General features: G+C 71.5%; 26 protein-coding genes and 1 riboswitch. Of the genes, 11 read left to right on the top strand and 15 right to left on the bottom strand.

The window, feature by feature from the left end:
- Positions 1 to 140 precede the first annotated feature (140 nt).
- The 3 genes from ACH5AC_RS19615 to ACH5AC_RS19605 form a co-directional block, all read right to left on the bottom strand.
- On the bottom strand, positions 141 to 506 hold the full coding sequence (locus ACH5AC_RS19615; RefSeq protein WP_398863178.1) for an Rv2175c family DNA-binding protein: 366 nt from the start codon (positions 504 to 506) through the stop codon (positions 141 to 143).
- 119 nt (positions 507 to 625) lie between these two features.
- Positions 626 to 1,885: an NAD(P)/FAD-dependent oxidoreductase gene (locus ACH5AC_RS19610; protein WP_398863177.1), complete on the bottom strand. Its 1,260-nt coding sequence runs from the start codon at positions 1,883 to 1,885 to the stop codon at positions 626 to 628.
- Positions 1,886 to 1,917: 32 nt separating this feature from the next.
- Complete coding sequence (locus ACH5AC_RS19605; RefSeq protein ID WP_398863176.1) at positions 1,918 to 2,256, bottom strand: hypothetical protein; 339 nt, start codon at positions 2,254 to 2,256, stop codon at positions 1,918 to 1,920.
- 51 nt (positions 2,257 to 2,307) lie between these two features.
- A riboswitch (TPP riboswitch) is annotated at positions 2,308 to 2,419 on the top strand.
- On the opposite strand from ACH5AC_RS19605, the gene thiO reads away from it, so the two are divergent.
- The 5 genes from thiO to ACH5AC_RS19580 all read left to right on the top strand — a co-directional run bounded on the left by thiO (position 2,417) and on the right by ACH5AC_RS19580 (position 7,623).
- Positions 2,417 to 3,574: a glycine oxidase ThiO gene (gene thiO / locus ACH5AC_RS19600; RefSeq protein ID WP_398863175.1), complete on the top strand. Its 1,158-nt coding sequence runs from the start codon at positions 2,417 to 2,419 to the stop codon at positions 3,572 to 3,574. It overlaps the preceding riboswitch by 3 nt.
- The gene (gene thiS, locus ACH5AC_RS19595; RefSeq protein WP_398863173.1) at positions 3,571 to 3,771 is read left to right on the top strand and encodes a sulfur carrier protein ThiS; all 201 of its coding nucleotides are present in this window, start codon (positions 3,571 to 3,573) and stop codon (positions 3,769 to 3,771) included. The genes thiO and thiS overlap by 4 nt, the downstream gene beginning before the upstream one ends.
- Before the next feature lie 2 nt (positions 3,772 to 3,773).
- Positions 3,774 to 4,568, top strand: a complete 795-nt coding sequence (locus tag ACH5AC_RS19590; protein ID WP_398863172.1) for a thiazole synthase — start codon at positions 3,774 to 3,776, stop codon at positions 4,566 to 4,568.
- A 163-nt stretch (positions 4,569 to 4,731) separates the two neighbouring features.
- Positions 4,732 to 6,660 (top strand): Stk1 family PASTA domain-containing Ser/Thr kinase, encoded by a 1,929-nt coding sequence (gene pknB, locus ACH5AC_RS19585; RefSeq protein WP_398863170.1) that lies wholly within the window; start codon positions 4,732 to 4,734, stop codon positions 6,658 to 6,660.
- 84 nt (positions 6,661 to 6,744) lie between these two features.
- Positions 6,745 to 7,623 carry a deoxyribonuclease IV gene (locus tag ACH5AC_RS19580; protein ID WP_398863169.1) on the top strand — a complete coding sequence of 293 codons (879 nt, stop codon included), beginning with the start codon at positions 6,745 to 6,747 and terminating at the stop codon, positions 7,621 to 7,623.
- A gap of 3 nt (positions 7,624 to 7,626) precedes the next feature.
- Here ACH5AC_RS19580 and ACH5AC_RS19575 read toward each other — a convergent pair whose 3' ends face one another.
- Positions 7,627 to 8,259 carry a sulfite oxidase-like oxidoreductase gene (locus ACH5AC_RS19575; protein ID WP_398863168.1) on the bottom strand — a complete coding sequence of 211 codons (633 nt, stop codon included), beginning with the start codon at positions 8,257 to 8,259 and terminating at the stop codon, positions 7,627 to 7,629.
- Between the two features lie 196 nt (positions 8,260 to 8,455).
- Between ACH5AC_RS19575 and bfr the strand changes: the two genes are divergently transcribed.
- Positions 8,456 to 8,935 (top strand): bacterioferritin, encoded by a 480-nt coding sequence (gene bfr, locus ACH5AC_RS19570; RefSeq protein ID WP_398863167.1) that lies wholly within the window; start codon positions 8,456 to 8,458, stop codon positions 8,933 to 8,935.
- Here bfr and ACH5AC_RS19565 read toward each other — a convergent pair.
- On the bottom strand, positions 8,932 to 9,165 hold the full coding sequence (locus ACH5AC_RS19565) for a bacterioferritin-associated ferredoxin (RefSeq protein ID WP_398863166.1): 234 nt from the start codon (positions 9,163 to 9,165) through the stop codon (positions 8,932 to 8,934). The two genes, bfr and ACH5AC_RS19565, sit on opposite strands and share 4 nt — an antisense overlap.
- 145 nt (positions 9,166 to 9,310) lie before the next feature.
- The gene (locus ACH5AC_RS19560) at positions 9,311 to 10,663 is read right to left on the bottom strand and encodes a class II 3-deoxy-7-phosphoheptulonate synthase (protein ID WP_398863165.1); all 1,353 of its coding nucleotides are present in this window, start codon (positions 10,661 to 10,663) and stop codon (positions 9,311 to 9,313) included.
- Positions 10,664 to 10,819: 156 nt separating this feature from the next.
- Here ACH5AC_RS19560 and ACH5AC_RS19555 point away from each other — a divergent pair, with 156 nt between their 5' ends.
- The 3 genes from ACH5AC_RS19555 (at position 10,820) to ACH5AC_RS19545 (ending at position 15,739) form a co-directional block, all read left to right on the top strand.
- Positions 10,820 to 13,654 carry an N-acetylmuramoyl-L-alanine amidase gene (locus tag ACH5AC_RS19555; RefSeq protein ID WP_398863164.1) on the top strand — a complete coding sequence of 945 codons (2,835 nt, stop codon included), beginning with the start codon at positions 10,820 to 10,822 and terminating at the stop codon, positions 13,652 to 13,654.
- Between the two features lie 35 nt (positions 13,655 to 13,689).
- Entirely contained in the window at positions 13,690 to 13,746 is a 57-nt protein-coding gene (locus ACH5AC_RS19550; protein ID WP_205382378.1) for a trp operon leader peptide, read from the top strand.
- Between the two features lie 112 nt (positions 13,747 to 13,858).
- Entirely contained in the window at positions 13,859 to 15,739 is a 1,881-nt protein-coding gene (locus ACH5AC_RS19545; RefSeq protein ID WP_398863162.1) for an anthranilate synthase family protein, read from the top strand.
- Here ACH5AC_RS19545 and ACH5AC_RS19540 read toward each other — a convergent pair.
- The 5 genes from ACH5AC_RS19540 to ACH5AC_RS19520 form a co-directional block, all read right to left on the bottom strand.
- Positions 15,691 to 16,686 carry a 2-hydroxyacid dehydrogenase gene (locus ACH5AC_RS19540; RefSeq protein ID WP_398863161.1) on the bottom strand — a complete coding sequence of 332 codons (996 nt, stop codon included), beginning with the start codon at positions 16,684 to 16,686 and terminating at the stop codon, positions 15,691 to 15,693. The genes ACH5AC_RS19545 and ACH5AC_RS19540 overlap by 49 nt on opposite strands.
- A 79-nt stretch (positions 16,687 to 16,765) precedes the next feature.
- Positions 16,766 to 17,785 carry a 6-phosphofructokinase gene (locus ACH5AC_RS19535; RefSeq protein WP_398863160.1) on the bottom strand — a complete coding sequence of 340 codons (1,020 nt, stop codon included), beginning with the start codon at positions 17,783 to 17,785 and terminating at the stop codon, positions 16,766 to 16,768.
- Between the two features lie 73 nt (positions 17,786 to 17,858).
- Positions 17,859 to 18,542, bottom strand: coding sequence for a response regulator (locus ACH5AC_RS19530; RefSeq protein WP_398863158.1), 684 nt, complete (start codon positions 18,540 to 18,542; stop codon positions 17,859 to 17,861).
- Positions 18,539 to 19,777, bottom strand: a complete 1,239-nt coding sequence (macS, locus tag ACH5AC_RS19525) for a MacS family sensor histidine kinase (protein ID WP_398863157.1) — start codon at positions 19,775 to 19,777, stop codon at positions 18,539 to 18,541. The genes ACH5AC_RS19530 and macS overlap by 4 nt, the downstream gene beginning before the upstream one ends.
- Before the next feature lie 37 nt (positions 19,778 to 19,814).
- Entirely contained in the window at positions 19,815 to 20,615 is an 801-nt protein-coding gene (locus tag ACH5AC_RS19520) for a lysophospholipid acyltransferase family protein (RefSeq protein ID WP_398863155.1), read from the bottom strand.
- A gap of 201 nt (positions 20,616 to 20,816) precedes the next feature.
- Between ACH5AC_RS19520 and ACH5AC_RS19515 the strand changes: the two genes are divergently transcribed.
- A complete protein-coding gene (locus ACH5AC_RS19515) occupies positions 20,817 to 21,596 on the top strand; it encodes an alpha/beta hydrolase (protein ID WP_398863553.1) in 780 nt (259 codons plus the stop codon).
- Positions 21,589 to 22,218 carry a hypothetical protein gene (locus ACH5AC_RS19510; RefSeq protein ID WP_398863154.1) on the top strand — a complete coding sequence of 210 codons (630 nt, stop codon included), beginning with the start codon at positions 21,589 to 21,591 and terminating at the stop codon, positions 22,216 to 22,218. Before ACH5AC_RS19515 ends, ACH5AC_RS19510 begins: the two co-directional genes overlap by 8 nt.
- A 13-nt stretch (positions 22,219 to 22,231) precedes the next feature.
- Here ACH5AC_RS19510 and ACH5AC_RS19505 read toward each other — a convergent pair whose 3' ends face one another.
- The 4 genes from ACH5AC_RS19505 to ACH5AC_RS19490 form a co-directional block, all read right to left on the bottom strand.
- Positions 22,232 to 22,939, bottom strand: coding sequence for an endonuclease/exonuclease/phosphatase family protein (locus ACH5AC_RS19505; protein WP_398863153.1), 708 nt, complete (start codon positions 22,937 to 22,939; stop codon positions 22,232 to 22,234).
- A 141-nt stretch (positions 22,940 to 23,080) separates the two neighbouring features.
- Entirely contained in the window at positions 23,081 to 24,034 is a 954-nt protein-coding gene (locus ACH5AC_RS19500; protein ID WP_398863152.1) for an ROK family glucokinase, read from the bottom strand.
- 54 nt (positions 24,035 to 24,088) lie between these two features.
- Positions 24,089 to 24,613, bottom strand: coding sequence for a DUF5304 domain-containing protein (locus ACH5AC_RS19495; RefSeq protein ID WP_398863151.1), 525 nt, complete (start codon positions 24,611 to 24,613; stop codon positions 24,089 to 24,091).
- A 57-nt stretch (positions 24,614 to 24,670) separates the two neighbouring features.
- Positions 24,671 to 25,885 carry an ArsA family ATPase gene (locus ACH5AC_RS19490; RefSeq protein ID WP_398863150.1) on the bottom strand — a complete coding sequence of 405 codons (1,215 nt, stop codon included), beginning with the start codon at positions 25,883 to 25,885 and terminating at the stop codon, positions 24,671 to 24,673.
- Positions 25,886 to 26,103 lie beyond the last annotated feature (218 nt).

Genomic DNA, 26,103 nt, shown 5'->3' with positions numbered 1-26,103 from the left:
GGCCTCCGGGCCGGGGGGGGGGGGGCGGGGGGGGCGGGGGGGGGGGGGGGCCGGGGGGGCCCCCCCGGGGGGGGGCCCCCCCCCGGGCCCCCCACGCCGGACGGTTCTTCGGTACGGCTCTGCGGGTGCGTGGGGTCGGGTCAGACGGCGAGCGCCTGGGCGCGCCGCTTCACCTCCGTGCCGCGATTCTCGCTCAGGGCCTGCGCGGGGGTGCCGGGCAGGCTCGGGTCCGGGGTGAAGAGCCACTCGATCATCTCTTCGACCGTGAAGCCGTCGTCCCGCAGGAGCGTCAGGGTGCCGGTCAGGCCCTTGACGACCTTGTCCCCGTCGATGAAGGCGGCGGGGACGTGCAGCGCGCGGTTCTCGCCCCGGCGTACGGCGATGAGCTGGCCCTCCTTGACCAGCTGCCGCACACGCGTCACCTCGACGTCAAGCATTTCCGCGATGTCGGGGAGGGTGAGCCAGGCGGGGACGAGAGCGTCGATCTTTGTGTCAATCTCGGTCACGGAGTCCAGCGTAGGCGGTTTGCCGGTCTGGGCGCGACGGGTTGCCTTTCGGGTGCGGCGGCGTCGGGGCTGGTCGCGCCCACGCGGTGGAGCCGCACATCGATACAGCCCCGCGCCCCTCAGGGGGTTGCAGTCGCGTTCTTCAGAGGGCGCCCCGGGTCTGTCAGCAGGTCGGGGTCCATCCGCGTGCCCGCCTCGATCAGGCGGCGGCCCTGGGCCAGGTCGCGGGGGCGGCCGACCGCCAGGAGGGCGACCAGGCGGTCGTCGCGCAGCCAGCAGACGCTCCAGGCCGGGCCGGTCGGGTCGCCGCGCCACAGGGTGGTGTCGGCCGAACCGTGATGGCCGGCGTACTGCACGAAGCGGCCGAACTGTTCCGACCAGAAGTACGGGACCGGGTCGTAGCGGGCGGGGGGCTCGCCGGTGGGTTCGCCGAGGATGTTCGCGGCGACCGTGCGCGGGCCCTGGAGGGCGTTGTCCCAGTGGTGGACGAGGAGGCGTTCGCCGTACCTGCCCGAGGGGAAGGAGGCGCAGTCGCCGACCGCGTACACGTCGGGCAAGGAGGTGCGCAGGCGGTCGTCGGCGACGACCTCGCCCCAGGCGCCCAGCTCGATGCCGGAGCCCACGAGCCAGGCGGTGGCGGGGCGGGCGCCGATGCCGACCACGACCGCGCCGGCGGGCAGCCGGGTGCCGTCGTCGAGGACCACCGCGCCGGGCTCGACGCGCCGCACGCGCGCGTGGGTGCGCAGCTCGGTGCCGCTGTCGGCGTACCAGGCGGTCATCGGGGCGGCCACCTCGGCGGGCAGCGCGCCGGCCAGCGGACGGTCGGCGGCCTCGACGACGGTGACCGAGCAGCCGGCCTCGCGCGCGGCGGTGGCGAACTCCGCGCCGATCCAGCCGGCGCCGACGACCACGATGTCGTGCTGTCGGGCGAGCACGGGCCGCAGCCGCTCGGCGTCGTCCAGGGTGCGCAGCAGGTGCACGCCGGGCACGCCCTCGGCGCCCGGCAGCCGGATCGGCTCGGCGCCGGTCGCGACGACGAGGACGTCGTACGGCACCGGCCCGGCCTCGGTGTCCACCTCGTGGTCGGCGGGGCGCAGCCCGGTCACCTCGCGGCCGAGGACCAGTTCGACGCCGAGGCCCTCGAAGTCCACGTCGAAGGCGGAGCCCTCGGCCTTGCCGAGCAGCACGGCCTTGGACAGCGGCGGACGGTCGTAGGGCTGATGGGGTTCCGCGCCGATCAGGGTCACCGTGCCGGTGAAGCCCCGTTCGCGCAGTGCGACCGCGGTCCGCACCCCGGCCATGCCCGCGCCGACGACGACTACCTGCCGCGCCGCCGGTGACCTGCCGCCGTCGCGTCTCTGCGCGCTCTTCTCGCTCACCCGATCACCATAGTCAACTGACTGATTATCAGTCAGCCGACCTGCTCCACCACGCTCGTGCCGCTGCCCTCCTGGGACTCCCACGCCCAGCTCTCCTCCAGGCGCACCCTCCCGTCCGGCAGCTCCACGACCGTCGACACACAGTGCCCGGAGGACGTCGTCCCGTCGGTCTTGAGCTGGACGTACCGGAAGTCGAGCCGGTCACCCTCCCGGGTACCCACCAGGTGCCCGCGCACGACGTCGCCGCCCGCGTACTCGGCCCAGATCTCGCCGCCCTCCTCGTGGTACGCGAAGCGGGTGCGGGTGCCCACCTGACCTGGGGCTTGGTCGGCGACCGGGGCGAGGATCAGTCCGTCGAGCGAGCGAGCCATGGGCCAAGGGTCCCTTACTGAGGCAAACGGCACGGGCTAGGGTGGCCACCGTAAAGCACTCGCGGGAGCCCGGACGCACCGGGCTGAGAGGGAGGCTGGCGGCCTCCGACCGTACGAACCTGATCCGGGTCATGCCGGCGAAGGGAGGGGCTGGACGCCCATGTCGCGTACGCGAACGTCAGACGTCCTTGTCATCGGGGGCGGGATCATCGGCCTGGTCACAGCGTGGCGGGCCGCCCAACGCGGGCTCGCCACCGCCGTGGTGGACCCCGAACCGGGCGGCGGGGCCGCCCAGGTGGCGGCCGGGATGCTGGCCGCCGTCACCGAACTGCACTACGGCGAGCAGACCCTGCTCGGCCTGAACCTCGCCTCGGCCCGCCGCTACCCCGAGTTCGCGGCCGAGCTGACCGACCTCACCGGCCGGGACCTCGGCTACCGGCAGAGCGGCACACTGTCCGTCGCCCTGGACGCCGACGACCGCGCCCATCTGCGCGAACTGCACGCCCTGCAACGGCAGTCGGGGCTGGACTCCGAGTGGCTGTCCGGGCGGGAGTGCCGACGCCTGGAGCCGATGCTCGCACCGGGTGTGCGCGGCGGGCTGCGGGTGGACGGCGACCACCAGATCGACCCGCGACGGCTGGCGGCGGCACTGGTGGCCGCGTGCGAGCGGGCGGGCGTGGTCCTCCACCGCCAGTGGGCGGAGCGGCTCACGGTCCTACGGGAGCGGGCCACGGGCGTCGTCACGCGCGCGGGTGACGAACTGGGCGCCGGGCAGGTCGTGCTCGCCGCCGGCAGCCTCAGCGGGCGGCTCGCGGGGGTCCCGGACCACGTCCTGCCGCCGGTACGGCCGGTGAAGGGGCAGGTCCTGCGGCTGTCCGTGCCGCGGCGGCACGCGCCGTTCCTGAGCCGGACCGTGCGCGCCATGGTGCGCGGCAGCCATGTCTATCTCGTGGCGCGGGAGGACGGCGAGCTGGTCGTGGGGGCCACCAGCGAGGAGCTGGGCTGGGACACCACCGTGACCGCGGGTGGTGTGTACCAGCTGCTGCGGGACGCGCACGAGCTGGTGCCCGGGATCACCGAGCTGCCGCTGACGGAGACCCGCGCGGGGCTGCGCCCCGGCTCCCCCGACAACGCGCCGCTGCTCGGCCCGACCGAGCTGGACGGGCTGCTGCTGGCCACCGGGCACTACCGCAACGGGGTGCTGCTCACGCCGGTCACCGGCGACGCGCTGGGGCAGGTGCTGGCCACCGGTGAACTGCCCGATGTGGCCCGGCCCTTCACACCGAAGCGTTTCGCCCTCCTGGAGCAGCCCGTATGAACATCTCGGTCAACGGGGAGCGGCGCGAGGTCGCCCCGGGGACGGCGCTCGACGCCGTCGTACGGGAGCTGACCGCGGCGCCCTCGGGGGTGGCCGCCGCCCTCAACGAAACCGTCGTCCCCCGCGCGCAGTGGCCCGCCACGCCCCTCTCCGAGGGCGACCGGGTGGAAGTCCTGACCGCCGTCCAAGGAGGCTGACCATGGCCGACGATCCCTTTGTCCTCGGCGGTACGACCCTCTCGTCCCGCCTGATCATGGGCACCGGCGGTGCCCCGAGCCTGGAGGTGCTGGAACGGGCGCTGGTCGCCTCCGGCACGGAGCTGACGACGGTGGCGATGCGGCGGGTGGACCCGTCGGTGCACGGGTCCGTGCTGTCCGTGCTGGACAGGCTCGGGATCCGGGTGCTGCCGAACACCGCCGGGTGCTTCACGGCCGGGGAGGCCGTGCTCACCGCGCGGCTGGCCCGGGAGGCACTCGGGACCGATGTGGTGAAGCTGGAGGTCATCGCCGACGAGCGGACGCTGCTGCCGGATCCGATCGAGCTGCTGGACGCGGCGGAGACGCTGGTGGACGACGGGTTCACGGTGTTGCCGTACACGAACGACGATCCTGTGCTGGCGCGGAAGCTGGAGGACGTGGGGTGTGCGGCGATCATGCCGCTGGGGTCGCCGATCGGGTCCGGGCTCGGGATTCGCAACCCGCACAACTTTCAGCTGATCGTGGAGCACGCGCGTGTGCCGGTGATTCTGGACGCGGGGGCCGGTACGGCGTCGGATGCGGCGCTGGCGATGGAGCTGGGGTGTGCGGGGGTGATGCTGGCGTCGGCGGTGACGCGGGCGCAGGATCCTGTGCTCATGGCTCACGCGATGCGCTCGGCGGTGGAGGCGGGTCGGCTCGCGTACCGGGCGGGCCGGATTCCCCGGCGTCACTTCGCCGAGGCGTCATCTCCTGCGGAGGGGCTGGCTCGGTTGGACCCTGAGAGGCCGGCCTTCTGAGCGCCTGTTAGCGGTGCCCTGCGCTGTGGGCTGTGCCCACCCGTTCCGCCCTGCGGAACGACTGCCCACAGCGGCAGCGGTACACGTCACAGGTCGGCTGCAGTCCTGGACCGGTTCGGTGGGAGGGGTGGGGGTGTCGGTGGTGGCTCGTAGACTCGCCTGCGTGGACACGACCCTTCAGGACCCTCTCGTCGGGCAGGTGCTCGACGGTCGTTATCGCGTCGACGCGCGGATCGCGGTCGGTGGGATGGCCACGGTCTACCGGGCCGTGGACACCCGCCTGGACCGTGTGCTCGCGCTGAAGGTGATGCATCCCTCGCTCGCCGTCGACGGGGCGTTCGTCGAGCGGTTCATCCGCGAGGCGAAGTCGGTGGCGCGGCTGGCGCATCCGAATGTGGTGCAGGTCTTCGACCAGGGGACCGACGGGTCGTACGTCTATCTGGCCATGGAGTATGTCGCGGGGTGCACGCTCCGGGACGTGCTGCGTGAGCGGGGCGCGCTGCAGCCGCGGGCCGCTCTGGACATCCTGGAGCCGGTGCTGGCCGCGCTCGGCGCCGCGCACCGGGCCGGGTTCGTGCACCGCGACATGAAGCCCGAGAACGTGCTCATAGGGGACGACGGGCGGGTCAAGGTCGCCGACTTCGGTCTGGTGCGGTCCGTGGACTCGGTGACCAACACCACGGGGGCCGTCCTCGGCACCGTCTCCTACCTCGCACCGGAGCAGATCGAGCAGGGGACGACGGACGCCCGGGCCGACGTGTACGCGTGCGGCGTCGTCCTCTACGAGATGCTCACCGGCGAGAAGCCGCACGCCGGGGAGACCCCCGCGATCGTGCTCTACAAGCATCTGCACGACGACGTGCCGCCGCCCTCGGCCGCCGTGCCGGGGCTGGCGTACGAACTGGACGAGCTGGTCGCCTCGGCCACCGCCCGCACCCCGGACGTCCGCCCGCACGACGCGGTGGCGCTGCTGGCGCGGGTGCGTGAGGCGCGCGGCGCGCTCAGCGCCGAGCAGCTGGACGCGCTGCCGCCGCAGGCCCGCTCCGCCGGGCACGACAACGCCGAGGACCGCACCAGTGTGATCCCGCACGCGCTGACCGTGCCCCGGCCGCTGCCCGTCGACGAGGAGCCGCCCGGCGGTGACGGCGGTGACCCGCTGGACCGGACCTCGCGTTTCACCGCCCCGCCCCCGCCGCCGCGCCGCCGTGCCGTGCGGCCTCGGCTGCTGGCCGTCGTCACCGCCGTGCTGCTGGTGCTGGGGGTCGGCGCGGGCGTCTGGTACATCAACGCGGGCCAGTTCACCAAGGTCCCGGCGGTGCTGACACAGACCGAGGCGGAGGCCGAGGAGCGGCTGAGGGCGGCCGGGCTGGGCGTGGAGGTCAAGCACGCGTACAGCGACACCGTCGAGCGCGGCCGGGTCATCAGCACCGACCCCGCGCCGGGCGCCCGTGTCCGCGGCAACGCCTCGGTGACGCTCACGGTGTCCGACGGGCCCGAGACCGTGAAGGTGCCGGATGTGACCGGCTCCCGGCTGGACAAGGCCAAGGAAGTGCTGGCCGCGGACGGGCTGGAGCCGGGTCTGGTCACCGAGGAGTTCAGTGACGAGGTCATCCGGGGCTCCGTGATCAGCAGCAGCCCGGCGCCGGGCACCGAGCGCCGCGCGGGCTCGGCGGTCGCCCTGGTCGTCAGCAAGGGCAGCCCCGTCGAGGTCCCCGACGTCACCGGCAGGGACCTGGACGACGCGAGGGCCGAGCTGGAGGAGGCCGGTCTGACGGTGGAGGTCTCCGCCGAGGAGATCAACTCCGAGTTCGACAAGGGGCAGGTCGCCGCCCAGTCCCCGGGGGCGGACAGCGAGCTCGCCGAGGGCGACACCGTCACGCTGACCCTGTCCAAGGGCCCGGTGATGGTCGAGGTCCCGGACGTGGTGGGCGAGAGCGTGGACGACGCGAAGGCGAAGCTGCAGGGCGCCGGTTTCAAGGTCAAGGAGGACCGGGGGATCCTCGGGCTGTTCGGCGACACGGTGCGGAGCCAGTCCGTGGACGGCGGTGAGACGGCGCCCAAGGGGTCGACGATCACGATCACAATCCGGTGACGGGTCACGCCTCATGATTCGGTGACGGGTCGCGACTCACCATCCGGTGACGGGCCCGTCCGGGCGGCGTGACACCCTGGACGGGTGACAAGCCAGCAGTCCCCCTTCCCCTCACGCAACCCCGTCGGCAGCCATGTTCCGGTGGCCGGCGGTCTGCACTCGGTGGGGTTGTCGTACGCCCATGACCTCAAGGCGGAGACCGTGCAGGTCTTCGTCGCCAATCCGCGCGGCTGGGCCACGCCGGCCGGGAACCCGGCGCAGGACGAGGCGTTCCGCGAGGCGTGCGCGGTGGAGTCGATGCCGGTGTACGTGCACGCGCCGTATCTGATCAACTTCGGGTCGCACACCGAGGCGACGGTGGAGCGGTCGGTGGAGTCGCTGCGGCACTCGCTGCGGCGGGGCCGGGAGATCGGCGCCCTCGGTGTGGTCGTGCACACGGGCAGCGCGACCGGAGGGCGGGACCGGTCGGTGGCGCTGAAGCAGGTGCGGGAGCATCTGCTGCCGCTGCTGGACGAGCTGCGCGACGACGACCCGTGGCTGCTCATCGAGTCGACTGCCGGGCAGGGCTCCTCGCTGTGCTCGCGGACCTGGGACTTCGGGCCGTACTTCGAGGCGCTTGACGCCCACCCGAAGCTGGGCGTGTGCCTGGACACCTGTCACATCTTCGCCGCCGGTCACGACCTGACCGGGCCGAGCGGTATGCACCAGACGCTCGATCTGCTGGTCGACACGGTCGGCGAGGGCCGGTTGAAGCTGATCCACGCCAATGACTCCAAGGACGTGGTCGGGGCCCACAAGGACCGCCACGAGAACATCGGCTCCGGCCACATCGGCGAGGACCCGTTCCGCGCCCTGATGACCCACCCCGCCACGGCCGGCGTCCCCCTGATCATCGAGACCCCTGGCGGCAAGGAGGGCCACGCGGCGGACGTGGAACGCCTGAAGAAGCTCAGGGACGGCTGACTGTCAGAGCTCCGGGCCCTCCCCCGGCTCCTCCTGGTACGAGTACCGCTGTTCCTTCCACGGGTCGCCGATGTTGTGGTAGCCGCGTTCCTCCCAGAAGCCGCGGCGGTCGGCGGTCATGTACTCCACGCCACGGACCCACTTCGGGCCCTTCCAGGCGTACAGGTGGGGCACGATCAGGCGGAGCGGAAAGCCGTGTTCGGCGGTGAGGAGTTCCCCGTCCTTGTGGGTGGCGAAGAGGGTGGTGTCGGCGGTGAAGTCCGACAGACGGAGGTTGGAGCTGAAGCCGTACTCGGCCCACACCATCACATGGGTGACTTCAGGGGCGGGCGGCGCGATCTCCAGGATGGACCGGGCGGGGATCCCGCCCCACTCGGCGCCCAGCATGCTGAACTTCGTCACGCAGTGCAGATCGGCCACGACGGTGGTGTACGGCAGGGCCGTGAACTCCTCGTGGGTCCAGCAGTGCTTGGCGCCGTCGGCGGTGGCGCCGAAGACCCGGAACTCCCAGCGCTCGGGCCGGAACTTGGGGACGGGCCCGTAGTGCGTGACCGGCCAGCCCCGCTGCACCCGCTGCCCCGGCGGAAGCTCGGACGCCGCTGCTTCTCCTGTCGCTCGCTCCACCGGATGACCCATGTCTCCATCCTGACAGACCCGGCACGGTGCACATGACCAGCCGGCTCCCCGCCCTCGACAACCTGCCTCACAATCGGGCAACTGGGACTAAGCCTGCACTTACTTACTAAGTGCGCACTTACTGGACGATCTTCGACGCCGGTGCGAGGATGCCGCCGCACCCTCTCCCGTTCCCCATGTGGAAGGAGCCGCTGCGATGCAGGGCGACCCCGAGGTCATCGAGTTCCTCAACGAGCAGCTCACCGGCGAGCTCACCGCGATCAACCAGTACTTCCTGCACGCGAAGATGCAGGAGAACCTCGGCTGGACGAAGCTCGCGAAGTACACGCGTCACGAGTCGTTCGACGAGATGAAGCACGCCGAGGTGCTCACCGATCGCATCCTGTTCCTGGACGGCCTGCCCAACTACCAGCGGCTGTTCCATGTGCGGATCGGTCAGACGGTCACGGAGATGTTCCGGGCCGACCGGGAGATCGAGGTGGAGGCGATCGACCGCCTGAAGCGCGGCATCAAGGTGATGCGCGAAAAGGGTGACATCACGTCCGCGAACATCTTCGAGTCGATCCTGGAGGACGAGGAGCACCACATCGACTACCTCGACACCCAGCTGGATCTCATCGAGAAGCTCGGCGAGGAGCTGTACATCGCCCAGCTGATCGAACAGCCGGAGGGCTAGGCCGCCTCTTCCAGCTCGGCGAGCACCGGGCGACCCTGGTCGGCCAGCTCACGGCGGGGGCAGGCGCCCCGACCCAGAATGGCCTGAATACGGCGTACGCACGACCCGCAGTCGGTTCCGGCCTTGCAGGCGGAGGCTATCTGGCGAGGGGTGCAGGCACCGTCCTCCGCGTGCTGCTTGACCTGCTGTTCGGTGATGCCGAAGCAACTGCAGACGTACACGCGGTTCACCTCCCGGGCGGGTTCGATGTGCCATCCCCTTGATCGGTGAGGCTAACCTAACCTTACCCGTCGCACAGGACTCGCAAAAGTGGCATGGGGCGCGGATCGTATGTGATCCGCGCCCCACTGCACACGCTGGTCCTGACCGGACCGGTTACTGGTCCCGGTACATCTCGGCGACGAGGAACGCCAGGTCGAGCGACTGGCTGCGGTTCAGCCGCGGGTCGCACGCCGTCTCGTAGCGCTGGTGCAGATCGTCGACGAAGATCTCGTCGCCGCCGCCCACGCACTCGGTGACGTCGTCACCGGTGAGCTCGACATGGATGCCGCCCGGGTGGGTGCCCAGCGCCTTGTGCACCTCGAAGAAGCCCTTGACCTCGTCGAGCACGTCGTCGAAGCGGCGGGTCTTGTGGCCGGAGGCCGCCTCGAAGGTGTTGCCGTGCATCGGGTCGGTCACCCAGGCCACGGTGGCACCGGAGGCCGTGACCTTCTCGATCAGCTCGGGCAGCTTGTCGCGGACCTTGTCGGCGCCCATACGGACGATGAAGGTCAGCCGGCCCGGCTCCCGCTCGGGGTCCAGACGCTCGATGTACTGCAGCGCCTCCTCGGCCGTCGTGGTCGGGCCGAGCTTGATGCCGATCGGGTTGCGGATCCTGGAGGCGAACTCGATGTGCGCGTGGTCCAGCTGGCGGGTGCGCTCACCGATCCACACCATGTGGGCGGAGACGTCGTACAGCTGCCCGGTGCGGGAGTCGACGCGGGTCAGCGCGGACTCGTAGTCGAGCAGCAGCGCCTCGTGCGAGGAGTAGAACTCGACGGTCTTGAACTCCTCCGGGTCGGCCCCGCAGGCGTGCATGAAGTTCAGCGCGTTGTCGATCTCACGCGCCAGCTGCTCGTAGCGCTGGCCCGACGGGGACGACTTCACGAAGTCCTGGTTCCAGGCGTGCACCTGGCGCAGGTCGGCGTAGCCGCCGGTGGTGAAGGCGCGCACCAGGTTCAGCGTCGACGCCGACGCGTGGTACATGCGCTTCAGCCGCTCCGGGTCCGGGACGCGGGCGGCCTCGCTGAACTCGAAGCCGTTGACGGAGTCGCCGCGGTACGTCGGCAGGGTCACGCCGTCGCGGGTCTCGGTCGGCTTGGAGCGCGGCTTGGAGTACTGGCCGGCGATACGACCGACCTTCACCACGGGCACGGAGGCGGCGTACGTCAGTACGGCGCCCATCTGGAGCAGGGTCTTCAGCTTGTTGCGGATCTGGTCGGCCGACACCGCGTCGAATGCCTCGGCGCAGTCGCCGCCCTGGAGAAGGAACGCCTCTCCCTTGGCGACGGCCGCCATCCGGGCACGCAGCTGGTCGCACTCGCCCGCGAAGACGAGCGGCGGATACGACTCGAGGTCCGCGATCACTGCGCGCAGAGCCTCGGTGTCGGGGTACTCGGGCTGCTGCGCCGCGGGCAGGTCTCGCCAGGTGTTGCCAGCGCTCGCGCTGGTCTTAGCGTTCACGGTCACGCACTCCACATTAAGGGGTCGTGTCGACCGTTTTTCGCCTGGCTCGACAGGTGAGACGGAGCCCGGCGCGGGGGTGGGACGCGCGCTCGGTAACATCAGCCACTCATTCAACGCTTGATAACAACAACTGATCTTCATATAAACAGGGGTGGGGACTTGAGCGCGGGCCATCGCAGAGACCGCAAGAAGAAGAGACTGCTCATCTACGGTGTCGCCTCGGTCGCGGCCGCCGCCACCACGGCAGGCACTCTGGCCCTCGCCTCGCCCGGCCTCCTCGGCTCGGACGACGCCCCAGCCGCCGCGCCGACGCTGCAGACCGCGTTCGAGCGGGCCGCGGAGGAGTTCGACGTCCCGCAGAGCGTGCTGATGGCGGTGTCGTACCGGCAGACCCGCTGGGAGGACCACGACGGGCTGCCGTCCACCACGGGCGCGTACAACGTGATGGCTCTCACGGACGTCGACGAGGAGGACCTCGGGGACGGTCACGACGGTGAGGCCGACGAGCGCGAGCACCAGCTCGAGCACATGAACCGCAGCGGCGACCCGGCGATCGAGAAGCACTTCGACGCGGACAAGGCGCTCAAGAGCCTGAAGAAGAAGGCCGTCGACACCAGCGACCCGCGGCTGCACACCCTGGACGAGGCCGCCGAGCTGATCGACGTCTCCCCGGAGAAGGTGCAGAAGGACGCCCAGCAGAGCATCCGGGCCGGCGCCGCGCTCCTCGCCCAGTACCAGAAGGACGCCACCGGCTCGCTGCCCGAGGACCCGGGCGCCTGGTACCCGGCCGTGGCCCGCGCCAGCCAGGCCACCGACCGCAAGGGCGCGGAACTCTTCGCGCAGCGCGTGTACCAGTCGATCAAGACGGGTGAGCGGGCCTTCACCTCCGACGGCCAGTCCGTGACCCTGCCGGCCGACCCGTCGGTGCAGCCGAAGCGCTCCTCGGACTTCGAGCTCGCCGCGGCCGCCACGACCGCGACCGCCACTCCCGAGTGCCCGTCCGGCCTGAACTGCGACTTCCGCCCCGCCGCGTACAAGCAGAACAGCACGATCGACGACTGGGGCAACTACAGCGTCGCCAACCGCCCCACCACCGGCCACGAGATCCGCTACATCCTGCTGCACGACACCGAGGGCAGCTACGCCGGTTCGCTCGCGGTCTTCCAGAACTCCCACACGTACGCCAGCGCGCACTACCTGATCCGCGCCTCGGACGGCCTCGTCACCCAGCTCGTCGAGAACAAGAACGAGGCGTGGCATGCCGGCAACAAGAGCATGAACATGCACTCGATCGGCATCGAGCACGAGGGCTACGCGATCAAGGACGGCAGCTGGTACACCGAGCCGCAGTACGAGTCCTCGGCCGCGCTGGTGAAGTACCTGGCGGCCAAGTACGGCATCCCGCTGGACCGTGAGCACATCATCGGCCACGACGAGGTGCCGGGCTCGCTGGACAACTACGTCAAGGGCCAGCACTGGGACCCGGGCCCCTTCTGGGACTGGAACCACTACATGCGGCTGCTGGGTGCCCCGACGGGTGACAGCGGCGCCGGCGGTCTCTACAAGGCCGGTCAGCTGATCCGCGTCGTCCCGCCCTTCAACTCGCTGAACCAGCCGACCCTCACCAACGGCGGCACCGCGGTCGCCAAGCAGCCGGCGAACTTCGGCTACCTGTACACCTCGCCGTCCACCACCTCGGCCACCCTCAGCGACCCCTACCTCGGCACCCAGACCTGGACCGAGGGCTGGAACTGGGGCAACAAGGTCGTGGCCGGCGGCGAGTACGTCGTCGCCGAGGCGCAGACGAACTGGACCGCCATCTGGTACGGCGGCAAGAAGGCGTGGTTCTACAACCCGGGCGGCCAGTTCGCCACCGCCGTCGGCACCCAGAGCGTGATCACGCCCAAGGCGGGCCTCAGCTCGGTGCCGGTGTACGGGCGCACCTACCCCGAGGACGCCGCGTACTCCGGCACCGGGGTGTCGGTGCAGGGCTCGAACAACGCGTCGCTGACCAAGTACACCGTCCTCACCGGACAGAAGTACACGCTGGCGGGCTCGCTCGTCACCGGCTCCTACTTCAACAGCGGCACCTACGACGGCTCCGGCGCGGGTTCCCGCACCGTGGTCGTGGGCAGCAGCAACACCTTCTACCCGATCCGCTTCAACCACCGGCTCGGCTGGGTGCGCGCCTCCGACGTCCAGGTGGTGAACAGCACCGCCCCGGACCCGGGCACCAACCGCTACAACATCCTCGGCCGTGACTCCTCCGGCGTCCTGTGGCAGTACCAGGGCACCGGCAGCGCCACCGCGCCGTTCCTCAGCCGCTACCGGGTGGGCGGCGGCTGGAACACCTACAACGCGGTGACGACGCTGACGGCGCTGCGCGCGGACGGCACCGGTGACATGGTGGCCCGCGACACCGGCGGAGTGCTCTGGTACTACAAGGCCAGCGGCAACCCGTCGGCGCCGTTCGCGCCGCGCGTCCGGGTCGGCGGCGGCTGGAGCATCTACAACACGTTCACCGGTGCCCGCGACCTCGACCGTGACGGCAGGCCCGACCTGATCGCCCGCGACGGCGGCGGAGTGCTCTGGTTCTACAAGGGCACCGGCAGCACCACGGCCCCCTTCGCGCCGCGCACGCGCATCGGCGCCGGCTGGAACATCTACAACGCGCTCACGGACACCGGCGACCTCACCGGAGACGGCAAGGCGGACCTGATCGCCCGCGACGGCAGCGGCGTGCTCTGGCTCTACAAGGGCACGGGCAGCGCCACCGCCCCCTTCGCGCCGCGCACGCGCATCGGCGCCGGCTGGAACATCTACAGCCTGCTGCGCGGCCCCAGCGACCTCGACCGTGACGGCAGGCCGGACCTGATCGCCCGGGACAAGGACGGCGTGCTCTGGTTCTACAAGGGCACGGGCAGCGCCACCGCCCCCTTCGCGCCGCGCACGCGCGTCGGCGCCGGCTGGAACATCTACAACATGGTCATCTGACGTGGAATCCGCGGAACTGCGTTAGAGTGCGTCGCATGTACGCGCCGACGAACCAGAACTGGTGGTGGACCGCTCATCCGGCGGCCCACTGACAGCGCGTACGTACGACATCGCGAAGGCCGCCCGAGGGGCGGCCTTCGGCGTTCCCGGGGTCGTTCCTCACCGACATCGACATCGACAGTCGACATCGACGGAAGAGGAACCATGGATCTGGCACAGCTCCTGCACGACCCCCGCCCCTTCGCCCTGCTCCGCCGCCGCACACCGGGCCAGGACCACGACACCGTGGAGCTGCTGATCGGCCCGGTCCGCAGCTGCGACCGCCTCGCCGACCTGCCCGACCAGGGCCTGGCCCTGGTCCCCTTCCGGCAGATCAGGGAGCGCGGCTTCGACGTGCGCGACGACGGGACACCCCTGGCGGTGCTGATCCCCGAGGAGACGTACGAAATCCCGCTGGCCGACGTGACGGACCGGCTCCCGGCACACGGTGTGCGCGTCGAGGGCGGCGGCTTCGACATCGGCGACGAGGAGTACGCGGAGATCGTCGGCCGGGTGCTGCGGGACGAGATCGGACAGGGCGAGGGCGCCAACTTCGTCATCCGGCGGACGTACGAGGGTGAGATCCCGGGGTTCGGACGGGCCGACGCCCTCGCCCTGTTCCGGCGGCTGCTGGCGGGTGAGCGGGGCGCGTACTGGACGTTCGTCGTGCACACCGGGGACCGCACGCTGGTCGGGGCCAGCCCGGAGGTGCACGTCCGGATGTCCGGCGGCACGGTCGTGATGAACCCGATCAGCGGCACGTACCGCTATCCGGCCGAGGGCCCCACGCCGGAGCATCTGCTGGACTTCCTCGCCGACGGCAAGGAGATCGAGGAGCTGTCGATGGTCGTCGACGAGGAGCTCAAGATGATGTGCACGGTCGGCGACATGGGCGGCGTCGTCGTCGGGCCGCGCCTGAAGGAGATGGCGCACCTCGCGCACACGGAGTACGAGTTGCGCGGGAAGTCGTCCCTGGACGTGCGGGAGGTCCTGAAGGAGACCATGTTCGCGGCCACTGTCACCGGCTCGCCTGTGCAGAACGCCTGCCGGGTCATCGAGCGGCATGAAATCGGTGGGCGCGGCTACTACGCGGGCGCGCTCGCCCTGATCGGCCGGGACTCCGGCGGCGCCCAGACGCTGGACTCCCCCATCCTCATCCGCACCGCCGACATCTCCTCCGACGGCCGGCTGCGCGTCCCGGTCGGAGCCACCCTGGTCCGCGGCTCGGACCCGGCGGGCGAGGTCGCGGAGACCCACGCGAAGGCGGCGGGTGTGCTGGCGGCGCTGGGGGTACGTCCGTCCCGGCCCCGGGCGGAACACGCGCGGCCCCGGCTGGCCGACGACCCGCGGGTGCGGGCCGCGCTGGACGGGCGCCGGGCGTCGCTGGCGCCGTTCTGGCTGCGGATGCAGGAGCGGTCGGCCGAACTGACCGGGCATGCGCTGGTCGTCGACGGTGAGGACACCTTCACCGCGATGCTCGCCCATGTGCTGCGCTCCAGCGGCCTGGACGTGACCGTCCGGCGGTACGACGAGCCGGGGCTGCGGGCGGCGGTCCTCGCGCACGAGGGCCCGGTGGTCCTCGGGCCCGGCCCCGGCGACCCGTCCGACCTCGCCGACCCGAAGATGCGGTTCCTGCGGGAGCTGACGGCGACGGTCGTCCGGGAGCACCGGCACGGTGTCCTCGGCGTGTGTCTCGGGCACGAGCTGATCGCGGCCGAGCTGGGGCTGGACATCGTACGGAAGGAGGTGCCGTACCAGGGTGCGCAGACGACGATCGACCTGTTCGGGCGGCCGGAGACGGTCGGCTTCTACAACAGCTTCGTGGCGCGCTGCGACGACGAGGCGGCCGCCGAGCTCGCCGCGCACGGCGTCGAGGTGAGCCGGAACGCGGCGCACGAGGTGCATGCCCTGCGCGGATCGGGCTTCGCGGGCGTGCAGTTCCACCCGGAGTCGGTGCTGACGCTGAACGGCGCGGCGGTCGTGCGGGAGCTGGTCGGTCAGCTGCGCGGCACCAGCACGTTCTCCGAGCGGCGGCCCGCCCGGTAGTCGAGGACGTTGCGGACGGTGGTGTCGATGATCTGGCCGACGGCGTCCACCGTGTAGTACGCCTGGTGGGAGGTGACCAGGACGTTCGGGAAGGTGACCAGGCGGGCCAGGGTGTCGTCCTCGATGGCCTCCAGGGACTTGTCGAGGAAGAACAGGCCCGCCTCGGCCTCGTAGACGTCGAGGCCGACGCCGGTGAAGCGGCCCTCGCGCAGTTCGGCGACGAGGGCCACGGTGTCGATGAGGCCGCCGCGGCTGGAGTTCACCAGGATCGCGTCGTTCTTCATCGCCTTCAGGGCGTCGGCGTCGATGAGGTGCTGGGTCTCCGGCATCAGCGGGACGTGCAGGCTGATCAGGTCGGACTCGGCGAGAAGCTGGTCCTTGGAGACGTACCGCATGCCGAGTTCCATGCAGGTGGGGTTCTCGGCGACGTCCCAGCCGAGCAGCCGCATGCCGAAGCCGTGGGCGATCCGGGTGAACGCCTCGCCGATCTTGCCGGTGCCGAGGACACCGACGGTGCGGCCGTGCATGTCGCGGCCCATCAGCCCGTCGAGCCGGAAGTCGAAGTCGCGGGTGCGGCCGGCGGCGCGCACGATGCGGCGGTTGACGGCCATGGCGAGGGTCCAGGCGAACTCGGCGACCGAGTGCGGCGAGTAGTACGACACCCTGGCGACCGTCATGGCGAGCCGCTCGGCGACGGCCAGGTCGATGTTGTTGAAGCCGGTCGAGCGCTGGGCGACCATCTGGGTGCCGCCGGCCGCGAGGGTCTGCAGGACGCGGTGGTTGAGGTCGCAGTTGACGCTGGTGGAGATCGCCTCGTAGCCGAGCGCGATGGGCGCGGTGTCCTCGTTGAGGAACACGTCCAGACAGCGGACCTCGTGGTGTCCGGCGAACGCGCGCTCGATGAGGGGCTTCTCGTCGGCCTGCACCCCGAAGGCAAGGATCTCCAAGACCGCTCCCGTTGTGTGATCGACTATGGGCCGAATATACGGGTCCGGCCCCGCTGCCGCCGGTCCGGCCGTCGCCGGTTCAGCCGAAGAAGACCCCCACCTCCGCATACCGCTTCGGGTCGACCGTCTTGGGGGCGGCCGTCGCCGTCGCGATCGGCACGCGGACGATGTCGGTGCCGCGCAGGGCGACCATGGTGCCGAAGTCGCGCTCGTGGACGGCATCGATGGCGTGCAGGCCGAAGCGGGTGGCGAGCCAGCGGTCGAAGGGGCTCGGGGAGCCGCCGCGCTGGAGGTGCCCGAGGACGGTGGTGCGGGCCTCCTTGCCGGTGCGGCCCTCGATCTCCCGGCCCAGCCACTCCCCCACCCCGGACAACCGCAGCCCGGACGGGCCGCTCGGGGTGAGCACCACGGTGCCGTCCTTGGGGCGGGCCCCGTCGGAGACGACCACGATCGGCGCGTACGACGCCCGGAAGCGGGAGGTGACCCAGGCGCACACCTGGTCGACGTCGAAGGGCTGCTCGGGGATGAGGATGACGTTGGCGCCGCCGGCCAGCCCGGAGTGCACCGCGATCCAGCCCGCGTCGCCGCCCATCACCTCGACGACGAGCACCCGCTTGTGGGACTCGGCGGTGGTGTGCAGCCGGTCGATCGCCCCGGTGGCGACACCGACGGCGGTGTCGAAACCGAGGGTGTAGTCGGTGCCGGCCAGGTCGTTGTCGATGGTCTTGGGTACGGCGACACAGGGCAGCCCGTGCTCGTCGGCGAGGCGGGCCGCCGTGCCGAGGGTGTCCCGGCCGCCGATCGCGATCAGGGCCTCGACGTCGAGCTTGGCGAGGTTGTCGCGGATGCGGCGGACGCCGTTGTCGTAGTCCAAGGGGTGGGTGCGCGAGGTGCCGAGGATGGTGCCGCCGCGCGGGAGGGTGCCGCGCACGGCGGGGATGTCGAGGGGGACGGTCTCGCCGTCGAGGGGGCCGCGCCAGCCGTCGACGAAGCCGACGAACTCATGGCCGTACTCCTGCACGCCCTTGCGGACCACGGCCCGGATCACGGCGTTGAGGCCCGGGCAGTCGCGGCCTCCGGTCAGTACTCCGACGCGCATGGGAATGTCCCTTCGCCCGCGGTGTGCGTCTCACGTCCCACGCTAGCGTTGCGGCGGGTCGCCGGGCGGGGGTTCAGGCGTCGTCGAGTCCTCTTTCTATGGCGTAGCGGACCAGCTCGACCCTGTTGTGCAGCTGGAGCTTGCCGAGGGTGTTCTGGACGTGGTTCTGGACCGTGCGGTGGGAGATGACGAGGCGCTCGGCGATCTGCTTGTAGCTCAGACCCTTGGCGACCAGGCGCAGTACCTCGGTCTCGCGGTCGGTGAGCCGGGGTGCGCCGGGTGTGTCGGTGTCGGGGGCGGGTGCCGGTTCGGAGGCGAGGCGGCGGTACTCGCCGAGGACCAGTCCGGCCAGGCCGGGGGTGAACACCGGGTCGCCGACGGCCGTGCGGCGCACCGCGTCCAGCAGTTCCTCGGTGGAGGCCGACTTCAGCAGATAGCCGGTCGCGCCGGACTTGACCGCCTCCAGCACATCGGCGTGCTCACCGCTCGCCGACAGCACGAGGACGCGCAGCGCCGGGTCGGCGGCGACGACCTCCTTGCAGACCTGGACGCCGGGCTTGGCGGGCAGGTTCAGGTCGAGGACCAGGACGTCGGGTCCGGCGGCCTTGGCGCGGCGCACGGCCTGCTCGCCGTCGCCCGCGGTGGCGACCACCTGGAAGCCGGACTCGGTCAGGTCCCGGGCGACCGCGTCGCGCCACATGGGGTGGTCGTCGACCACCATCACCTTGATCGGGCCGCGCTCTTCGTCCGTGCTCATCGCTGTCCTGCCTTCCCCCGGGTGCTCTTCACGTCTTTCGGTACGGTCAGCTCGACCTCGGTGCCCTGCCCGGGCGTCGAGATCAGCTCGGCGCTGCCGCCGAGATCGCGCAGCCGGCCCCGGATCGACAGGGCGACCCCGAGCCGCCCCTCGCCCTCGGCCTGCGCCAGCCTCCCCTCCGGGATGCCGGGCCCGTCGTCCCGTACGGTGACGATCACCGCGTCGGGCTCGTCCTCGACCAGGATCCACGCGCGGGCGTCTGCCCCCGCGTGCTGCCGTACGTTGTCCAGCGCGGCCCCGACGGCGGCGGCCAGCTCGCGGGCGGCGGCCGGGGGCAGCCGCACCGGGGCGCCCGGTTCGGCGAGGTTGACGCGCTCACCGGCGTACGGGGCGAGCAGGGCGCGCAGGTCGACGGGGCCGCCGGTGCCGTCCCGCTCGTCGTCGGGTACTTCCACGACCCGTACGAGCGCGCCCTCGGCCGCGTCCTCCGAGACCCGGGAGACGGGGGTCAGCCCGCCGGAGACCAGGGTGCGCAGCGCGACCTCCTGCTCGCCGGCCATCCGGCCCAGCTCGGCCGCCTCGCCGCCGAGCGCGGCGCCGCGCCGCTTCACCATCGCCAGCACCTGGAGCACGCTGTCGTGGATGTCCCGGGCGAGCCGCTCACGTTCCCGGGTGGCGGCCTCGATCTCCAGGGCGCGGGCGAGGGTGCGCTCGGAGGCGCGGGCCACCTCGACGACGTAGCCGATGGCGATGGAGGCGACCCAGACGAGGATCACGTTGTGCACGGTGTCACGGGCCGGGTGGCCGCGCTCGATCAGGTTGGCGGCGGCGACGGTCGTCGAGGCGAACGCCGCCCAGCGCCAGCCGCCCTTGATGGCGTACGCGAGGACCGAGCCGGCGGTCCATATCGACGGCAGGGTCGGGCCGCCGTCCTGGATGTGCTGCTCGGTGACGGCGAGCGGGGTCAGGACGATGCCGGTGAGGGCGATGGTGAGGTCGGCGGCGAGGAAGCGCTTGGTGCAGGCGGTCGCGTTCTGGACCCGGGGCAGGGTGGCGAAGGTCCAGACGACGAGGACGGCGTAGTAGGTGAGGGCGAGGCCGGGGCGGTCGTAGTGGTCGCGGGCGGAGGCGTACAGGCCGATCGCGTACAGCATGGTCAGGACGCGGAAGGCGGTGAGCGCGCGCCACAGCGGCTGCTCGACCGACATCCGCATGACACGTTCACGCCTGGCCATGGTCCCCGCCCCCCTGCTGTCCCCTGTCCCGGTCCGGCTAGGACTCGGGCTTCTCCGCCTGCTCCTTCGCCGCCTGCTCCCGCGCCGCCTTCTCCTTCTTCGCCTGTTCCTTCTCGGCCTGGGCGAGCGCGGCCTTCGCGGCCTTCTCCGCTTCCTTCTCGGCCTTGGCCGCCTCCGCGATCTGCCGCTTGGCGGCGGTCGCGTACATGTCGACGTACTCCTGGCCGGAGAGCTTCATGATCTCGTACATGACCTCGTCGGTCACCGCGCGCAGCACGAAGCGGTCGCTGTCCATGCCCTGGTAGCGGCTGAAGTCCATGGGCTTGCCGATGCGGATGCCGGGCCGCATCACCTTCGGCATCACCTTGCCGGGCGGCTGGATCTTCTCGGTGTCGATCATGGCGACCGGGATGACCGGCGCGCCGGTGGCGAGCGCCACGCGTGCGAGGCCGCCCGGTTTGCCGCGGTAGAGGCGGCCGTCGGGCGAGCGGGTGCCCTCGGGGTAGATGCCGAACAACTCGCCGCGCTCCAGCACCTCGATGCCGCTCCTGACGGCGGCCTCGCCCGCGCCGCGCGCGCCCGAGCGGTCCACGGGGAGCTGTCCCACGCCCTTGAAGAAGGCGGCGGTCAGCCGGCCCTTCACGCCGGGCGTGGTGAAGTACTCGGCCTTCGCGATGAACGTCACCTTGCGGTCGAGGACCGCGGGCAGGAAGAACGAGTCCGAGAACGACAGGTGGTTGCTCGCCAGGATCGCGGGGCCCTCGGCGGGGACGTTCTCCAGGCCCTCCACCCAGGGTCTGAAGATCACCTTCAGCGGTCCCCCGACGGAAACCTTCATCGCGCCGTACAACAACCGAGTGCCTCCTGTATGTGTCGAACAGACCATAACCCGTCGGTGACCCGCCGGTGATGCCGAAGGGCTTCGACGGGCCTGGTCGGTGTCGGTGCCGTCGCGTACGGTGAACCACACGTCCCTCAGTGAACGTCCTTGGTGGACGTCCCTTCGTGAATGTCCCTTCGTGAAGAACAGGAGACCGAGGTGCCGGTCCTTCCGGGAGCCGAGCCGTACCGCCATGAGGGTGGGGAGGTCGGGGTCCTCCTCTGCCACGGCTTCACCGGATCCCCCCAGTCGCTGCGGCCCTGGGCGCAGTACCTCGCCGAGCGCGGGTTCACCGTGTCGCTGCCGCTGCTGCCCGGGCACGGCACCCGCTGGGAGGACCTCCAGCTCACCGGCTGGCCCGACTGGTACGCGGAGGTGGACCGCGAGCTGCGTGCCCTGCGGGAGCACTGCGCGCAGGTGTTCGTGGCCGGCCTGTCCATGGGCGGCGCGCTGGCGCTGCGGCTGGCCGCCAGGCACGGGGACGCGGTCGCGGGCGTGGTCGTCGTCAACCCGGCGAACAAGGTGCACGGCCTGTCGGCGTACGCCCTTCCGGTGGCCCGTCATGTCGTGCGGACGACGCGGGGCATCGCGAGCGACATCGCGAAGCCGGGCGGCATCGAGCTGGGCTACACCCGGGTGCCGCTGCACGCGGCGCACTCCCTGCGCGACTTCTTCCGGCTGGTGGACCGTGAACTGCCCCAGGTCACCCAGCCGTTGCTGCTGCTGCGCAGCCCGCAGGACCATGTGGTGCCGCCGGCCGACTCGGCGCGCGTCCTGAGCCGGGTGTCGTCGACGGACGTGACGGAGATCGTGCTGGAACAGAGCTACCACGTGGCGACGTTGGACTACGACGCGGACCGGATCTTCGAGGAGAGCCTCGGGTTCATCGGCCGGCTCGCACCCCAGGCCGGGAAGGAAGGGACGAGGGCAGGTGGCTGAGCACGACTCCGACCGTGAGGACGGTCTCGAGCCGGAGGAGCAGAGCGTGCCCTTCGACGAGGACGCGGCCTGGGCGGCGATCGTCGCCGGGTACGGCGAGGAGCCCCCGGACCCGCCGGGCGCCAAGCCCTTCAAGTCGGTCGAGGACCTGGCGCTGTTGGAGGCGCGGGCGAACGACGAGCCCCCGGAGGAGAAGGGCACGAGGAGCGAGCCGGAGGAGAAGGGCGAGAAGGGCGAGAAGGGCGAGAAGGCCGAGCCCGAGGGTGAGCCGGTGAAGCCCCTCGGCAGTTCGATCGCCTTCGCGCCCGGCGTCGCCGGCCCGCGTGACTACTCGGTCGCCGAGCCCGCCGACGAGGACTTCGACGAGGACGACGAGGGTCACTTCGTCCCGCCGGAGCCGCCCCCGCTACCGGCCGCCGACGCCACGGCCAAGTTCGCCTGGCTCGCGGTGATCGGCGGGCCGCTGCTGCTCCTGCTGGCGGTGCTGCTGCGCTGGGACATGACCTGGTGGCTGGCCACGGTCGGCATCGGCGGCTTCCTCGGCGGGTTCGCGACGCTGGTGATGCGGATGCGGACGGATGACGAGGACGGGGACGATCCCGGGCGGGGAGCGGTCGTCTAGGAAGCCGGGACGTCTAGGAAGCCGGAATTCTGAGGGTGGCCAGGACCGGGAGGTGGTCCGTGGCCGCCCTCAGGTCTGCCCGAGTGATGCCGGGCAGGTCGGTCGGCACCCCACAGCCGAGGACCTCGATGCCCTTCGTCGCGAAGATCGCGTCGATACGGCGGTCGGGGGCGGCCTGCGGGAAGGTGTGCTCGGCGCCCGAAGGGGCCACGGTCCAGCAGTCCTGGAGGTTCTCGGCGAGGCGGGTGAAGGTGCGGCCGCCGGGGCGTTCGTTGAGGTCGCCGCCCGCGACGGCGTGGTCCACGTCCATCGCCGCGAGGCGGTCGAGGAGCATGCCGCCCTGGTCGTAGCGCTCGGTCGCGTCGAGGCTGAGGTGGCAGCTGAGGACGCCGAGGCGGGCGCCTCCCAGGCGTACGACGGCCGTGGAGAAGCCTCGGCGGTGCAGGCCGGGGGTGAGGGGGAGGAGGACGTCTTCCGTGTGCTCGACGGTGGTGCGGAGGGAGCACAGGAGGGCGGGGCCGGCGGCGGTGGCTCCTCCCGAGAGGATGACCAGGTCTGCGGCTCTGGCCAGGCGGGCGAGTTTCTTGCGCCAGCGGAAGAAGCGGGGGGCTTCTTGGAGGAGGACCAGGTCGGGGGTGCAGGCGGTGATGACTCGGGTCAGGGCGGATTCGTCGTCGCGGAGTGAGCGGATGTTGTAGCTCAGGACGCGGATGAAATCCATGCGGATCAATCTACGCGTAATGGGGTGGGGCGCAGGGCTTGTTTGCGAGTGCCGGTTTCGTGGTGGCTGGTCGCGCTCACGCGGCGGAGCCGCATATCGATACAGCCCCGCGCCCCTTAAGTGGGTGCAGTCGACGTCCGATTACATGATCGGGTCGGGCTCGCGGGCCAGGTCCGCCGCGCCTACCAGCCCCGCCTTGTTGCCGAGCCGCGCGGCCAGGACGTCGGCCACCGGGCGCCAGTTGCCGCCGACCAGCCAGCGCTTGTAGGACTTGCGGATCGGGTCGAGGACCAGTTCGCCCTCGTCGGACAGGCCGCCGCCGACGATGAAGGCTGAGGGGTCGAAGAGGGAGGCGAGGTCGGCGAGGCCGGCGCCGACCCAGCGGGCCAGCTCGCGGTAGGAGTCCACGGCGACCGGGTCGCCCTGGCGGGCGGCCATGGAGATGTGCTTGCCCTCGATGCCGTTGGGGGTGCCGTCGCCGAAGCCGAGCAGGATCTCGGCGTTCTCCGGGGTGGCGTTGGCGCGCTGCTTGGCGTAGCGGACGAGGGCGCGGCCGGAGGCGTACTGCTCCCAGCAGCCCTGGGAGCCGCAGCCGCAGAGCAGGCCGTCCGGCACCATGCGGATGTGGCCGAACTCGGCGGCGACGCCGAAGTGGCCGCGGCGCAGCTTGTTGCCGATGATGATGCCGCCGCCGAGGCCGGTGCCGAGCGTGATGCAGATGACGTTGCGGTGGCCCGCGCCGGCGCCGAACTTGTACTCGCCCCAGGCGGCCGCGTTGGCGTCGTTCTCCACGACGACGGGAAGGCCGGTGCGCTCCTGGACCTTCTCCTTCAGCGGCTCGTTGCGCCAGTCGATGTTGGGGGCGAAGTAGACGGTGGAACGCTGCCGGTTGACGTATCCGGCGGCGCCGATGCCCACGCCGACGATCTCGTGCCCCGCACGGGCGCCCTCCACCGCCGAGGCGATGGCGTCCACGATGGCCCCGGGCGTGGTGGGGGTCGGCACCTTGAAGGTCGAGAGGATGTTGCCTTCCTCGTCGACCACGCCGGCCGCGATCTTCGTGCCGCCGATGTCGACGCCGATGGTGAGTCCCATGAATCCCTCAGTTTCGGTCGAGCCCCGCTAGGCCAACCGTACCCGAGGGCGGTGTCAGTCCAAGTCGATGCGCTGCCCGGGACCGCTGTCCTCACCACGGTCTCCGCGGTCCCCTCCGTCTCCCTGCTCACCTCGGTCGCGGAGGTCGTCGAGTTCCGTGTCCCCTGTGGTCCAGCGCTTCTCCTGGGACTGGACGGCGGAGCGGTAGGCCGCGAGCAGCTCGTTGCCCGCGGCGGCCAGGTGGTCTATGACGTCCGGGTTGCGTTCGATGACCGGTTCGACGGCGGCCTTGGCCTGGCGGACCACCTGGCGCACCACCTGCTGGGCCGCGGGCCCGGCGACCGCGCCCAGCAGCGGGGACTGCAGGCCGGAGAGGCGGTCCGCGACGGCGTCGACGAACTTGCGCAGTTCCTCGGCGGCCGAGCCGGGCGGCTGACCGGACTCCGCGCGGCGGCGGGCCTTCTCGGCCGCGAGGTCCTCGGCGCAGGCGGTGGACCAGGCGTCGGCGTCGGTGGCGCGCGGAGCCTCTTCGACGGTCTCCTCCGAAGCGCCGTCGTTGATGGGTCGCTCTTCGCTCATGACGGACTCCTGACTACGGTTCGTCCCTACGACGTTACCCGAACGGCGGTAGGCGGTTCACCGTGCGCGAGGCCACAGCTCGGGATCGGGCGCGAAGCGGACGCGCAGCTCGTCGTCGCACAGGGCCGCGCCGTCGACGGTGCAGCGGCGCAGCGCGGAGGGCAGCGGGACGATACGGCGGAACGGCCCGGCGGTGACGACGAGTTCGTCGCCGCGGCGGATGAGGTCGAGCTCGTCGCGTATGGCGCCGGGGAGCGGGAGGTGCCATACGAGGACCCGGCTGCCGCCGTCGGCGGCGAGCCGGTCGGTGACCGGCCACTCGACCGGGGGAAGCGCGGTGTTGACGGGGCCCGGTGCGAGGGCGGTGAGGTCGTCGGTGCCGCGGGGGTCCCGGCCGAGGTGGGGAAGGACACGGACGTCGCCGTGTACGTCGGTCCACTCCTCCAGGGTCTTGCGTTGCTGGGCCACGGGGCCGGCGAGCCAGCCGACGGCGTCCGACTCGGGCAGGACGCGGTTGGCGACCAGGGACTCGGTGCGCAGGCCGCGCAGGGCGAGGCCGAGGGTGGTGTCGCGGACGGCGTCGGCGCCGGCCGGGCCGGGCTCGGCGACCAGCCGTACGACGGTGCCTGGGTCGGTGACGACGGCCTCGACGGCGGCGAGCTCCAGGTCCCAGCGGGCGGCGGTGTCGTAGAGCCACTCGGCGGGCATGGGGACGCCGGCGAGTCGTCCGAGGACCGGGCGCAGGGCGCGGGCGGCCTGCCGCTCGGGGGGCAGGAGGCGGCGGAGGTAGCGGCGGAGTTCCTCGGGCAGCGCGAGCAGTGCCAGGGCCTGGGGCGCGGGGGGCAGATCGACGACCAGCAGCTCGTGCCTCCCCCAGTGCCCGAACGGCCTGGGAGGTGCCCCCATGGCCAGGGCGGCGTCGCGCAAGGCGCGGAGGAGAGCGAGCTCCTCGGCGCCGGGGAGGGGGGTGACCTCTTCGGGGTCGAGTCTGGACGCGCCCAGCAGGTCGAGGACGGTGGTCGCGCGCTCCTGGAAACCGGCGAGGTCGTCCCGGAAGCCGGCGGCGGGGTCGGGGCGCCAGGCGGTGAGGTGCGGGGTGACCGTCACGGGCACGGCACCGGTCCGCACGCCCAGGGCAGTGCCGAGGGTGTCGGACCGGTCGGCGCTCAGGACGAGGGTGCGGGTGCCGTCGGCTGCGGCGGCGAGGGCGGTGGCCGCCGCGACGGTCGTCCGACCGGAGCCGCCGGGTCCCGTGATCAGGAGGGTACGCATGAAGCTGAACGCTAACGGAGACGCACGGGTCGGCCGGGAGGGGTGGGTCGCGCAACTCGGCGCTGACGAGGTGCCGCTGCGCCCACCCGTGCCGCCCCAGCGGCACGACTGCCCGCAGCTAGGTGTTCTGCCCACGGAGGTTGGTGACAGCGATCACTGACGTGTGATCTTGAAATGGGTGAGGGCCCTCTGGCTCGGTGTGGATTGCGAGATCTGCA

Source organism: Streptomyces sp. NPDC018693, from assembly GCF_044391385.1.
Classification (GTDB): Bacteria; Actinomycetota; Actinomycetes; order Streptomycetales; family Streptomycetaceae; genus Streptomyces.
Note: the sequence above shows the minus strand (reverse complement) of the source record. Positions and strands in the feature narration are given on the sequence as shown.

Bases quoted from the DNA above. Each gene is read 5' to 3' on its own strand.
- ACH5AC_RS19605 (WP_398863176.1), bottom strand. From the start codon at position 2,256: ATGGCTCGCTCGCTCGACGGACTGATCCTCGCCCCGGTCGCCGACCAA.
- thiO (WP_398863175.1), top strand. From the start codon at position 2,417: ATGTCGCGTACGCGAACGTCAGACGTCCTTGTCATCGGGGGCGGGATC.
- thiS (WP_398863173.1), top strand. From the start codon at position 3,571: ATGAACATCTCGGTCAACGGGGAGCGGCGCGAGGTCGCCCCGGGGACG.
- ACH5AC_RS19590 (WP_398863172.1), top strand. From the start codon at position 3,774: ATGGCCGACGATCCCTTTGTCCTCGGCGGTACGACCCTCTCGTCCCGC.
- ACH5AC_RS19575 (WP_398863168.1), bottom strand. From the start codon at position 8,259: ATGGGTCATCCGGTGGAGCGAGCGACAGGAGAAGCAGCGGCGTCCGAG.
- bfr (WP_398863167.1), top strand. From the start codon at position 8,456: ATGCAGGGCGACCCCGAGGTCATCGAGTTCCTCAACGAGCAGCTCACC.
- ACH5AC_RS19545 (WP_398863162.1), top strand. From the start codon at position 13,859: ATGGATCTGGCACAGCTCCTGCACGACCCCCGCCCCTTCGCCCTGCTC.
- ACH5AC_RS19535 (WP_398863160.1), bottom strand. From the start codon at position 17,785: ATGCGCGTCGGAGTACTGACCGGAGGCCGCGACTGCCCGGGCCTCAAC.
- ACH5AC_RS19530 (WP_398863158.1), bottom strand. From the start codon at position 18,542: ATGAGCACGGACGAAGAGCGCGGCCCGATCAAGGTGATGGTGGTCGAC.
- macS (WP_398863157.1), bottom strand. From the start codon at position 19,777: ATGGCCAGGCGTGAACGTGTCATGCGGATGTCGGTCGAGCAGCCGCTG.
- ACH5AC_RS19520 (WP_398863155.1), bottom strand. From the start codon at position 20,615: ATGAAGGTTTCCGTCGGGGGACCGCTGAAGGTGATCTTCAGACCCTGG.
- ACH5AC_RS19505 (WP_398863153.1), bottom strand. From the start codon at position 22,939: ATGGATTTCATCCGCGTCCTGAGCTACAACATCCGCTCACTCCGCGAC.
- ACH5AC_RS19500 (WP_398863152.1), bottom strand. From the start codon at position 24,034: ATGGGACTCACCATCGGCGTCGACATCGGCGGCACGAAGATCGCGGCC.
- ACH5AC_RS19495 (WP_398863151.1), bottom strand. From the start codon at position 24,613: ATGAGCGAAGAGCGACCCATCAACGACGGCGCTTCGGAGGAGACCGTC.
- ACH5AC_RS19490 (WP_398863150.1), bottom strand. From the start codon at position 25,885: ATGCGTACCCTCCTGATCACGGGACCCGGCGGCTCCGGTCGGACGACC.